Source organism: Chryseobacterium sp. MYb7, from assembly GCF_002979455.1.
GTDB lineage: Bacteria > Bacteroidota > Bacteroidia > Flavobacteriales > Weeksellaceae > Chryseobacterium.
This window is the reverse complement of the sequence record NZ_PCOU01000004.1, coordinates 1-12663: the sequence shown is the minus strand read 5'-3', so window position 1 is coordinate 12663 and position 12663 is coordinate 1. Positions and strand designations below refer to the sequence as shown.

Sequence of the window (12663 nt, the reverse complement as noted above, 5' to 3'; positions counted from 1 at the left end):
TTGATGTTTATGGTACTCATGTACCTGAGTTTTATTATGCTTCACTAGTTTAGTTTCTAAGGGATTTATTCCCTCTGAAGCTGGCAAATAAATAATAGGCAACAAAGACTGTTGAAAATTTAAGGATAGACGGAATCGCCAGTTCAAGGTTAAAAATTAAAGCACCAATAAGTACCAGAACACCCATCGCTACAAATGAAAGAATTAATTTTTTCGGCAGTGTAAAGTTAGGAGTATCCAGATAATAAGCGATTCCCCATGCAGAACCAAAGGCAAAGGCATAATAAATATCAAGTGCAATATTTTCCGAACTTATAAAGAAATAATTAATCAGGAAGCTTACTACTGTTCCTAACGCGAAATACATAAAAGCTTTTTGCATGTCTGTAAAAATATGCTGCAAAAATAGAGAAATTAATTGGGGTGCAGAATTCTTGATCCTATTTAATTATTGGATTAAAGCTGCATTTTTTTTCATTTCAGAGAAATTTGATAGTATGGTTAAAAACAATACAATATCACCCGAAAAGGTAATTGACCTCTATTATTACAAATCATAAATTTGAAGTACAATCAAAACTGAAAAATCATCATACTTATTTTAAAGGTATTGAAAATGAGAGATCAGATTTTGAAAAAAATTCACAAACTAAAAAACAATAGACATGAAAAAGATTCCTCAAAAAACAGTAGAAATTACGGACTTTAACGAAGACAATGTTGAAGTGAATGTAATAATCAGTGCCAATACACAGTTTGGTGATCCCCATTTTATTATCAATGGAACGCGGATAGATGACAACAATTTAAAGGATGATGGATTTTCTTTTACCATTCCAAAAGCAGATTTAAAGTCTGATAATTTGCTTTTTGCAACATCTTTCAATATTAATATGCAAGTGAACCATTTGCAGATTTTAATTAATACATGTAAAATAAAATTCGAATTCCCTCAAATCCCTAGTAAGAATTTTAATTTCAACCCCTTTAAAGGCAAAACAACTGAAGATTTAGCCGGCAGGTTCATCTACGGAGTCTATAAGTACATAAAAATTGAGCTATGAAAAAGATATTAATGACAACTATGATGGTTGTATCGGCATTACTATTTTCTCAAGGCAAAGAAATTAGTGCAGAGTTAAACAAACTGGAGCTTTCCAATGCTCCAAGTGTAATGCTTCTTGGCTTGGCGAGTTCTGATTTGGAAACCCCAAAATCGAAAAAGGCTTTCATGACCAGTATTGTCAATTCATTCAGCGAAAATGAAGGTCTTCCCAATGCATACGCAGTAGAACTTACCCCCACCCATCTATTTCCTTTGACGGAGATGGATGCTTTGAAATATGCAGGTATTAAAACTATTAAAAATGCGGATAATAAAGAGGAGTATAAGAATAACATTTTCAGTGAAGCCAAAAACGTTTCATTCTCATTTGCCTTTCTGAGAAATTATAAAATTGAAAATCTTGACACAGAAAATCCATCGGTATCCTTTTCTTTGCGAACCACAGTATTTAAAGTAAGAAATAAAAAAAATATAGAGGCTATTGCGGCATCAAACAATAATATTTCAAGGGAATTAACCGATATCCAGGAAGAGTTTAGAAAATCAAAGGAATATAATGATATAGAAGCATCCAATGCCAGCCCAGATGAAAAAAATGAGATGAAGGCAAAAGCATTAGAAAATTTTGTCCCTGAGTATTACAAGACAGAAACCGAAAATTATAAAAAATACCTTGACGAAAAACCTGCTTTTCAATTGGATGTAGCTTCGGCCTACAGTACTTTCTTTTTGGATAACCAGTTTAAAAATAATCAATTCGGAAAATTCGGAGTTTGGATGACAATGAGTTCAGGAATCAATCTTGAGCCAAAACCCAAACCTAAACCAAAGTCAAAATCGGCAGAGGAACAAAAGATAATTGAAGATCAAAAGAAGGAAAAGCCCAAAGTAACGATTAAAGAAACCCCTACAGAAGCTTCAAAGATCGAAAAAAGATTGAATTTCTACGCCGTTGCAAGATACATGCAGGACAAAACGGTTTACGATGTGGCCAGCGGATTCAGCAAAACCAACAATTATGATTTTGGTGGAAAAATAGAGCTTGTTTACAATAAATTCTCTATTGGATATGAATTCATCTACAGAAGCTGTGATTTGGACAACACTTACCGCTCCAATGGAATCATCAATTATAAAGTATCTGACAGTGTGTACATTAATGCCGCTTTCGGAAAAAATTACGGTGATAAGGATAATCTCATTTCATTCTTAGGATTGAACTGGGGGCTGGACAGCAAAAGAAAAACACTTTTTTCTGAAAAACAATAAAACAGGAAATCTTTCCTGCAACAAAGACCAAACTTCAGGCTTAGACCAAAGAGAAAATGTCGGTAGATTTATTCTACCGACATTTATATTTTTATAGAATTGTGTAATAATCTGGAAAATACACACCTAACCTTCTACAAAGTCTGCAAAACTAAAAAAACATTTATTATAAATATCTAAAAATCAACACATTAATCCACAAGTCAAGGTTTTCATTTTATTACTATATTTGAGAACTTAGAAACTGTCTAGAATTTTTTATGGAAACCCAAAAATATACTCCAACCAACAAGGTAAGAATCGTAACTGCTGCCTCATTATTTGATGGGCATGATGCTGCGATCAATATTATGCGTCGTGTTATTCAGGGAACAGGATGCGAAGTGATCCACTTAGGACACGATAAATCAGCAGAGGAAGTTGTAAACACAGCAATCCAGGAAGATGCCAATGCAATTGCATTAACTTCATATCAGGGAGGTCACAATGAATATTTCAAATATATCTACGACCTTTTGAGAGAAAAAAATTCACCTCAGATCAAAATTTTTGGCGGCGGTGGCGGTGTAATCCTTCCGGAAGAGATCAAAGATTTAATGTCTTACGGAATCGACAGAATTTATTCTCCGGATGACGGCCGTGAACTTGGACTTCAGGGAATGATTGATGATCTGGTACACCGATCAGATTTTGCTACAGGAAAAGACGTTACAGCAAAAGATCTTGATGATATCAGTTTTGAAAACCCATCAAGCATTGCACAAATCATCTCTGCCGTTGAAAACTTCTCAGAAGAAAAACCGGAACTTGTAAAGGCTATCGATGAAAAATCCAAAGATTTAACCATTCCAATCATTGGTATTACTGGTACCGGAGGAGCAGGTAAGTCTTCTTTAACAGATGAATTGGTAAGACGTTTCTTACGTTCAAATACTGACAAAAAAATCGCCATTATTTCCATTGACCCTTCGAAAAAGAAAACCGGAGGTGCTTTATTGGGAGACAGAATCCGTATGAACGCGATCAATGATCCTAGAGTTTATATGCGTTCTATGGCTACCAGAGAAAACAACGTTTCTGTTTCTCCTTTCATTCACTCTGCACTGAATGTACTGAAACTGGCACATCCGGATGTAATCATTCTTGAAACTTCAGGGATCGGGCAGTCTGGTTCAGAAGTTTCGGATTTTGCAGACGTTTCCATGTATGTAATGACTCCTGAATATGGAGCTTCTACACAGTTGGAAAAAATCGACATGTTAGACTATGCAGATTTGGTAGCATTGAATAAATCTGACAAACGTGGCGCATTGGATGCTCTTCAGGCGGTAAGAAAACAGTTCCAGAGAAACCATTTGCTATGGGAAAGTCCATTAGATGATATGCCGGTGTATGCAACCAAAGCATCTCAGTTTAATGATCACGGAACTACAGAATTATACAACAGATTAGTTTCAAAAGTAAATGATAAATTCTCTGAATTAAATCTAAAAACTTTTGTGGAGCAGGAAATTACAGAAGAAGTAACTATTATTCCTCCAAAAAGAGTTCGTTACCTTTCTGAAATTGTTGAAAATAATAAACAATACGACATCAATATTGAAAAACAGGCAGAATTAGCCAGAAAAATGTATCATATTGAAGGCGTAAAAAATATCATATCCAATGAAGTTTTGGATGCTGAATATCAAAAAGCAGAAAAAGAGCTTCAACAGGATAATATCGATTTCCTGAGAACTTGGGACGATACAAAAAAAGCTTTCCAAGCAGAGTTTTATTCTTATTTCGTAAGAGGAAAAGAGATCAAAGTTGAAACTTCTACAGAATCTTTATCTCACCTAAGAATTCCAAAAATTTCATTACCAAAATACAATGACTGGGGTGATCTGATCCAATGGAAAGGACAGGAAAACCTTCCGGGAAGTTTCCCTTATACTGCAGGTATTTATCCGTTCAAGAGAACCGGTGAAGATCCTACAAGGATGTTTGCAGGGGAAGGAGGCCCTGAAAGAACCAACAGAAGATTCCATTATGTTTCTGCAGAAATGCCTGCAAAACGTCTTTCTACAGCTTTTGACTCTGTAACATTGTACGGTCAGGATCCTGCTTTACCACCAGATATTTATGGTAAAATCGGGAATGCAGGAGTTTCTATCGCTACATTGGACGATGCTAAGAAATTATACTCCGGATTTGATCTGGTAAATGCATTGACTTCGGTTTCAATGACCATCAACGGCCCTGCACCGATGCTGTTAGCTTTCTTCATGAATGCTGCCATCGACCAAAATGTTGAAAAATATATCAAAGAAAATGGTTTAGAGGCTAAAGTAGAAGCTAAGCTGAAGGAGAAATTTGATGATAAAGGGTTAGAAAGACCAAAATACAACGGGGAACTTCCTCCATCCAATAATGGTTTGGGACTACAGCTTTTAGGACTAACAGGAGATGAAGTGATTCCTGCAGATGTATATGCGGAAATCAAAGCAAAAACAATCGCTACTGTTCGTGGTACAGTTCAGGCTGACATCTTAAAAGAAGACCAGGCTCAGAATACATGTATCTTCTCTACAGAATTTGCCTTGAGATTAATGGGTGATGTTCAGGAATATTTCATTACAGAAAAAGTAAGAAACTTCTACTCTGTTTCTATTTCAGGATATCATATTGCTGAAGCAGGAGCCAACCCGGTTTCCCAATTGGCATTCACATTGGCAAACGGTTTCACGTATGTGGAATATTACTTAAGCCGTGGAATGGATATCAATGATTTTGCACCGAACTTATCTTTCTTCTTCTCTAACGGTATCGACCCTGAATATTCAGTAATTGGACGTGTAGCAAGAAGAATCTGGGCTAAAGCAATGAAATTAAAATACGGAGCAGACGAAAGAAGCCAGATGCTGAAATACCACATCCAGACTTCAGGACGCTCTCTGCATGCTCAGGAAATTGATTTCAACGACATCAGAACTACACTTCAGGCACTTTATGCGATCTATGATAACTGTAACTCTCTTCACACAAATGCTTATGATGAAGCAATTACAACACCTACCGAGCAATCTGTAAGAAGAGCAATGGCTATTCAGCTGATCATTAATAAAGAATTAGGATTAGCGAAAAACGAAAATCCACTTCAGGGATCATTCATCATTGAAGAATTAACAGATCTTGTAGAAGAAGCTGTATATGCAGAATTCGACAGAATTACAGAAAGAGGCGGTGTTCTTGGTGCAATGGAAACCATGTACCAGCGTTCAAAAATCCAGGAAGAATCAATGCATTACGAATGGTTGAAACATACGGGCGAATATCCGATCATCGGAGTAAATACCTTCTTAGGAAAAGACGGTTCCCCAACCGTTTTACCGGGAGAAGTTATCCGTTCTACAGAAGAAGAAAAACAAGCACAGATTGTGTCTCTTCATAACTTCCAGCAAGCGAATGAGAGCAGATCTGAAGAAGCTTTAAAACAACTTCAGCACGCAGCCATCAACCAGCAAAACTTGTTTGAAATGATGATGGATGCTGTGAAATACTGTTCTTTAGGACAAATTACCAATGCTTTATTTGAAGTAGGTGGTAAGTACAGAAGAAATATGTAAGTCTATGTGACAGACATTTTTTATACATCAAACCTCAAAGAAATTCTTTGAGGTTTTTTTATTTTTAATGTGAAAAAATTATAATTTTTGATGGGCTTGTTTATAATGTTTGTTAAAAATTAAAAATAAACTGATGTGATCCTATATATTTGCCAGCAAAAAATTTGAATGAAAACATGTATTAAAATTATTTCGGTGTTTGGCCTTTTTGTGGTATTAAGTTCTTGTAAAACTACTCCTGTGGACAATGCTCATAAAAGCGATATGGTTAGAAATGTGGAAGAATTACAAAAAAGAGATAAGGCAGAGAAAGATAGAGTTGATGTTACAAGCTCCCTAAACAACTACGGAAAGCCAGCTTCAAAATAAGGAAATCTCCTTTGTAAATAAAAAACTCCTGATAGGTTCAGGAGTTTTTTTGTATTTTTAATCTAAACAAAACTGATATCATGGAAAAGGAATTTCGAATCAATGAGCCTTGCCACGTCGGCAGAGAAAACATGCAGGATGTTCCCGGCGGAAGTTTTTGTGATTTTTGTTCAAGGAAAGTCCATGATCTTACGCAGAAAACGGATGAAGAAATCAAAGTATTATTGCAATCCAATGATTCCATTTGTGGAAGAATTCAGGCAGGCAGAATATCTTCTCCTGGTAAAAAGCCAATCATCAGCTATAGTCTGTCTGATATTCCTTTGAATAAATTGGCCGGAGGAGTTTTCCTTTCCGTACTATTCATGTCTAATATCGAGGCACAAAAAACAAAAATGGATACCCTCCGAAGATATGATAATTTGGACGGACTTATTGTCTATGCCGTCAAGCCAGTAGAAGAGCCTCCTTATGGATCAAAAGGATATTATCCTAAAGGTAATGTGACCAGAAATCTGAAAATTAAGCTTTTGGGAAATGAAAAAATTTTAAGTCAAAATTATTTTATTACCATTCTTACTCCCACCCAAAAATTTAGTTCTGGCTATGAGAATTACCTAAACATTCCTTCTGATAATATAAAATTTAAAAACATTTTTGTCATTGAAAATCAGACAGGTAAGGATGATGAATGGAACAAAAATAAGTATTTCCTTTTTATTGAAAGCAGGCAGATTAAAGATGATTTCTCGGTAACTCTGGATTTGAATAAAGCAAAAGAATTGCAACCCAATCCTAAGAATAATGACTTTCTGTATTTTCTTGATGGTGTGTTGATCTCTAAGGAAGAATATGAAGAAAATAAAAAGAAAAACAATATCCGGTCTTATTTTCTAACGGAAGCCTATGCGAAAGAACTCTTCGAAGAATATGATGTGGAAAACGGAGTGATTGTATCCTACCGGCAATAGTATTTCATATCGTATTAACCACAAAATCTCCCTATTTTTGAGAGATTTTTATTTTAAATGAAACCAAAAGCTTTATTCAACTGGAGCAGCGGAAAAGATTCTGCCCTTGCCCTTTATAAAATACTACAGGAAGATCGGTACGAGATTGCAACTCTGCTGACCAGCATCAATCAGGAGTTTCAAAGAATCTCTATGCATGGCGTTCCCATTTCTTTTTTAGAAAAACAAGCAGAAAGCCTCGGGATTCCGTTAATTAAAATGGAACTTCCCAAAGAGCCATCCATGGAAGAGTATCAGCAAATTATGAGTAAAACAATGACTGAAATACAGGCTCAGGGTATTACTCATTCTGTTTTTGGGGATATTTTCCTAGAAGACCTGCGAAAATACAGAGAAGACCAACTAAATACCATCGGGATAAAAGCTGTATTTCCTCTTTGGAAACAAAATACCTCCCACCTCATCCATGAATTTTTAGATCTTGGCTTTAAAACCATTGTAACCTGCGTCAATGGATCTTACCTTGATAAAAGCTTTGCCGGACGAATTATTGATCAGAAATTCATTGATGATCTTCCTGAAAATGTAGATCCATGCGGAGAAAATGGGGAATTTCATACCTTTACTTTTGATGGGCCGATTTTCAAAAATCCAATTCAGTTTGAAATTGGAGAAACAGTAAAGAAAACGTATCCTAAACCAAAAACATCTCCTGATGAAGAAGATGGAGAATACGTTTTCTGGTTTTGTGATCTACTATAAAAAAAGCCTGTGAATATTCTTTCACAGGCTTTTTCAATCTATTATTTCATTTCGTTCAGGATTTCATTCATAAGGTTAAATATTTACCGAATACTTCACAAGTATAGATTAAATCCTTATTAAATTGCTCCGGTACCTCATCCTAGCACGCAATTTGCTTCCCTTACTACTCTTTTGGATATTTTAGTATCTTTAAGAGTATCAATCATCATTAAAAAAATACAACACCTGTGATCAAAAATTTTATTATCCTGTCCCTTTTCTGTTTTTTGTTTTCCTGCACCACTGAAACTCCTAAAATTGCTCCTGTTGACAAGAAAGCTATTGTTGATTCTACTATTGCAGCTTTTCAGAAAACACTTTTAGAACAACAGCTTGATTCCACTTTCAAAAAGTATCATTTCAATGGAAGCATTGCCGTTTTTAAAGACTCTCTTCCTCTTTATAGAAGAGAAAATGGTTATTCGGATTTTAAAAGGAAAACTAAAATTGACAGCAATACTATTTTTGCGATAGGATCTGTAAGCAAGCAGTTCACTGCTGTCATGATTCTGCTTCAGATGGAACAGGGAAAACTTAATGTAACGGATAAAGCTTCAAAATATCTGAAGGAATTCCAGACCAAAGAATATGAAAACATTACGATTCATCAGTTACTCAATCATACTTCAGGATTGAACCTGATGGGTGGAAAGCTGATGTTTAAAAGCGGTTCAGATTTTTTCTATTCCAATGACGGATTTAATACGCTTGGAAAGATTGTGGAAAAAGTATCCGGAAAGTCATATGATGAGAATGCTCTGGAACTGTTCAAAAAAGCAGGAATGGCTCATTCTTCAACTGGAAATATTTTTAAAGGAAATAACTTTGCAAGTGCTTATGTCGGTACACCTGCTAAGTTTTCAGAAGTTCCGAATATGCCGAAAAGATTAGGCGGAAAAGAAATAGGAACTCCAGCCGGCGGAATATTATCAACCATTCAGGATCTTCATTCGTGGAACAATGCTTTGTATGGTGGAAAAATTTTAAAACCTGAAACACTGAAGCTATTCATGGCAAAAAGCTCGGAAAGGCACCATGCCACCTTCGGAAAGATAGGCTATGCTTATGGAATCATGCTTAATATAGGACTGCCAAATTCTTATTTCCACAGCGGCTATATTAAAGGTTCCCCTTCTTTAAACATCTATTACCCGGATACAAAGACTTCTGTAATAATACTTTCGAATATTGCCGATGAGGAAAGAGGAAAAGGCGTAATCTTCAGACCTCATATTGAAGTAAAAAAGATCACAGATCATCTTGAAAATACACTTGCACAACTTAGATCAAAGGATTAATTTTCTCTGGCCGTTAAAAAAGCTTAAATTATACTATGAAAAAAATGTACTTCATAGCCATCTACCCTCCTCAGGAGATTATTGAAGAAGTAAAAGTCTTTAAAAAAGATTTAGCCATTTATTATGCTAATTCCAAAGCTTTAAAGAATGAAGCCCACATTACGCTCTTCCCTCCATTTTCCAGAGAATTGGAACTGGAAAGTGACATTCATACTGCTTTTCAGAAAATCAATACAGAAATGACTCCTTTTGAGATCGAACTGAATGGATTTGGAAGCTTTCCTAATCCTAAAAATCCGGTGCTTTATGTTCAGCCAACAGAAAACTTATATTTAACAGAGCTTTATCAAAGAGTAAAGGAACAGTTTAATTTTGGTAAATATTCTTTTCATCCTCACATGACTGTAGGATATAGAAATCTGACCTGGGAGAATTACCTCAAAGCCTGGGATAAATACAAAGGGAAAGAATATCAAACTAAATTCTTAGTTGATAAGATTTTACTCCTGCGTCATGAAGAGCAATGGATTCCTATTGCTGAAAAAAAACTAACAAAATAAAAACCGGCTGCTACAGCCGGTTTCGTTATATTATTCTTTGATGACTTTCTGAGAAAGAATCAGCGTTTTGTTTTCTTTTACATTCAGCAGGTAAGTGCCTACCGGATAGTTTTTAATATCCACCTTTATTGCGGAATCATTGAGTTCAAATCTGGATGGAATCATTTTCCCGGAAGCATCATAAACTTCTACTTTCACATCTTTTGAGAAGCCTTGTTTTCCTTTAATAAAAAACTCTCCGTCCGTAGGATTTGGATAGATACTGAAACGTCTTTCTTCTGCTTTCACTTCCGAAGTACCAAGAGTAGCTTTACTAAGCGTCCATGTAACATTGGTAACGTGAAGGGTACTGTGATTATCAACTTTCAAAAGCGGATTATTATCTACTACAGAAACTGTAAGTGTATTATTTCCTTCATTAAGCTGTGCTGGTGTAACTGTGACTGAATATCCTGTTGATGATGACAGAGGCATACCGTTTAAGGTCCAGGTATTTACCAATGTATTAGGAATAGGAAGAATTTCATTTACTGTGAAAGTAACATTAGAAGTAGCATCCACTGAAGTATTGTTTGCCGGTGTATAGGAATCTACAGGAGAAACCAAAGAGTGAATTCTTTCAATGATCGCTTCTTTACACACAGAACAAAACTGCTGGTTGAGATACCTCATCTCACAACTCTGATGCGGTCTGAACCATGTAGGACTTTCAGCATGAGCGTATACTCCTACCCCGTTCAATCCTACCCAGTTTTTCCATTTTATGGTAGCAGGATTAGAGTTTTGAGTTTTATTTGGTGATTCCAATGATCCTGCAAACCAGTATTCATCAGCTAATTTTCCGAAGGAATGCCCCAGCTCGTGTACTACAATTTCATTTGCAGAAGCATTTAACGAAGCAAAAGCATAAGTTCCTCCACAACCACCATATTCTGTAGAATTCCCTAATACATAGGTGATATCATAATCAGGAACATTGGCAGCCAATACCTGTCCTACTGTATTGGACGTATTACTGTATAAGCATCTGTGAACTCCGACATCAAAAGTAGAACCAAGATAGTTATTAGGATTGGATACAGGAATTACGGGCTCCACAACATCTGTTGCCGTCCCCGGATGCTTCACTCCAGATTCTGTAGAAATTACTTTTACAGCGTACGCATTAAAGTAATTTTTATATTCTGTATAAGGACTTTTTGTAAAAAGGTAGTTAACTGTATTTTGAGCAGATGTAGTAAAATCGGTTTGCTGTGCCGCGGTAAATCCGTCTCCCAGAATAGCAATAATAACACGCTTACTATTGTCTCCGTTCTGTAAAAGCGGAACCGTTTCAAATGTCTGGGCAAAACAGCTGCTTCCTATTAAAAGGGAAAATAAAACTTTTTTCATATTATAGCTTTTGTGTAAATAATAGTTGTACTCCGTCTTCAGTTGCTTTTTCAACTTTCACCATCTGAACATTCTCAGAAAAGGAAAATCTTGCACTGAACTCCGTTTTTTGAAGGGAAGCTCTATGTCTGGTGATTCCTTCTTTTTCGTATACTTCCATTTCAGGATTGAAAGGATCTCTTACAAGCTGTTGAGCCACTTCTTTTCCGTTTGAACTTGTCAAACTGATAATAAGATCTCCTTTACGAACTTCATTTCTTTCAAAAGAAGAGATATGTTTCAATCTGCCATCTGCAATTTTACTGTTCTGAAGGGTAATCTTTGCGTTTCCTGACTGATCTTTATCCGCCTTGAAAAACAGATAAATAATTCTCTCACTTTTCTTTATAACCGTTTCTGAATTCAATTTCTTGTTTTGAGGCTCTCCATTCTCTTTTTGGAAGCTGCAAAACAGAAAAACAGGAACAATGAGTACATTAAATACATTTTTCATAATCATTTTTGTTTAAAGGTACTAAAGTTTTAAATATATCAAACATAAATGACAATTCAGTTCAATACTTTTTTATACTTAAAGCCTAGAAAGCCTTATCTTTGGGGCAATGATTTCAGAGAAAATAATTTTAGGTATTGACCCGGGAACTACAGTAATGGGATTTGGTATTATCTCCGTAAAAAAAGGAAAAATGGAGATGGTTTCTATCCATGAGCTTATTTTAAAGAAATATCCTAATCACGAAACGAAACTCAAATATATTTTTGAAAGAACATTATCCCTTATTGATGAGTTTCATCCTGATGAAGTAGCCCTGGAAGCTCCTTTCTTTGGAAAGAATGTACAAAGTATGCTGAAATTGGGCCGTGCACAGGGAGTTGCTATGGCTGCCAGTCTTTACAGAAATATTCCTATCACTGAATATTCTCCTAAAAAAATCAAAATGGCCATCACCGGAAACGGAAATGCCAGTAAAGAACAGGTTGCAGGAATGCTCCAGAATCTACTTAACTTAAAGGAGTTCCCAACAAAATATTTAGATGCTTCCGACGGCCTTGCTGTTGCGGTATGCCATCATTTTAATTCCGGAACGATATCAGATACTAAATCTTATTCCGGATGGGAAAGCTTTCTAAAGCAGAATCCTGATAGATTGAAATAAAAAAAAGCCCTTAAAAAGTAGTCATGGTCGGAAGAAATTTCCGACCATTTTTTATGTTTTAAGTTTTGAAGACTTTTGCAGGATCACCCCCTGCAAATATTATTAGAATTGCGGTAATCATATCCCGAAGTTCCATAGCGATGCGTCTTTTAGCTGTTTTATATCCTAA

The 12663-nt window shown here is 35.8% G+C and carries 12 protein-coding genes; 9 read left to right on the top strand and 3 right to left on the bottom strand.

The features are described from left to right. Nucleotides 1–49: 49 nt before the first annotated feature. Nucleotides 50–382 (bottom strand): hypothetical protein, encoded by a 333-nt coding sequence (locus CQ046_RS04660; protein WP_105701156.1) that lies wholly within the window; start codon nt 380–382, stop codon nt 50–52. A gap of 283 nt (nt 383–665) precedes the next feature. Between CQ046_RS04660 and CQ046_RS04650 the strand changes: the two genes are divergently transcribed. The 8 genes from CQ046_RS04650 to CQ046_RS04615 all read left to right on the top strand — a co-directional run bounded on the left by CQ046_RS04650 (nt 666) and on the right by CQ046_RS04615 (nt 9945). Next, on the top strand, nt 666–1064 hold the full coding sequence (locus tag CQ046_RS04650) for a hypothetical protein (RefSeq protein WP_105701154.1): 399 nt from the start codon (nt 666–668) through the stop codon (nt 1062–1064). Further along, nucleotides 1061–2335 (top strand): hypothetical protein, encoded by a 1275-nt coding sequence (locus CQ046_RS04645; RefSeq protein WP_105701153.1) that lies wholly within the window; start codon nt 1061–1063, stop codon nt 2333–2335. Before CQ046_RS04650 ends, CQ046_RS04645 begins: the two co-directional genes overlap by 4 nt. 260 nt (nt 2336–2595) lie before the next feature. Next, nucleotides 2596–5943, top strand: coding sequence for a methylmalonyl-CoA mutase family protein (locus CQ046_RS04640; RefSeq protein ID WP_105701152.1), 3348 nt, complete (start codon nt 2596–2598; stop codon nt 5941–5943). A 168-nt stretch (nt 5944–6111) separates the two neighbouring features. Further along, nucleotides 6112–6312, top strand: coding sequence for a hypothetical protein (locus CQ046_RS04635; RefSeq protein ID WP_105701151.1), 201 nt, complete (start codon nt 6112–6114; stop codon nt 6310–6312). Nucleotides 6313–6392: 80 nt separating this feature from the next. After that, on the top strand, nt 6393–7283 hold the full coding sequence (locus tag CQ046_RS04630) for a hypothetical protein (RefSeq protein ID WP_105701150.1): 891 nt from the start codon (nt 6393–6395) through the stop codon (nt 7281–7283). A 57-nt stretch (nt 7284–7340) separates the two neighbouring features. Further along, nucleotides 7341–8045, top strand: coding sequence for a diphthine--ammonia ligase (locus tag CQ046_RS04625; protein ID WP_105701149.1), 705 nt, complete (start codon nt 7341–7343; stop codon nt 8043–8045). Nucleotides 8046–8275: 230 nt separating this feature from the next. Beyond that, nucleotides 8276–9385, top strand: a complete 1110-nt coding sequence (locus tag CQ046_RS04620) for a serine hydrolase domain-containing protein (protein WP_105701148.1) — start codon at nt 8276–8278, stop codon at nt 9383–9385. Between the two features lie 35 nt (nt 9386–9420). Beyond that, on the top strand, nt 9421–9945 hold the full coding sequence (locus CQ046_RS04615) for a 2'-5' RNA ligase family protein (protein ID WP_105701147.1): 525 nt from the start codon (nt 9421–9423) through the stop codon (nt 9943–9945). A 30-nt stretch (nt 9946–9975) separates the two neighbouring features. Here the strand turns inward: CQ046_RS04615 and CQ046_RS04610 are convergent, their stop codons facing one another. Together CQ046_RS04610 and CQ046_RS04605 are read right to left on the bottom strand one after the other, a co-directional pair. Next, on the bottom strand, nt 9976–11337 hold the full coding sequence (locus CQ046_RS04610; protein WP_105701146.1) for a M64 family metallopeptidase: 1362 nt from the start codon (nt 11335–11337) through the stop codon (nt 9976–9978). A gap of 1 nt (nt 11338) precedes the next feature. Next, entirely contained in the window at nt 11339–11830 is a 492-nt protein-coding gene (locus CQ046_RS04605) for a hypothetical protein (RefSeq protein WP_123906568.1), read from the bottom strand. A 109-nt stretch (nt 11831–11939) separates the two neighbouring features. Here CQ046_RS04605 and ruvC point away from each other — a divergent pair, with 109 nt between their 5' ends. Next, nucleotides 11940–12494 carry a crossover junction endodeoxyribonuclease RuvC gene (ruvC, locus tag CQ046_RS04600; protein WP_105701144.1) on the top strand — a complete coding sequence of 185 codons (555 nt, stop codon included), beginning with the start codon at nt 11940–11942 and terminating at the stop codon, nt 12492–12494. Nucleotides 12495–12663 lie beyond the last annotated feature (169 nt).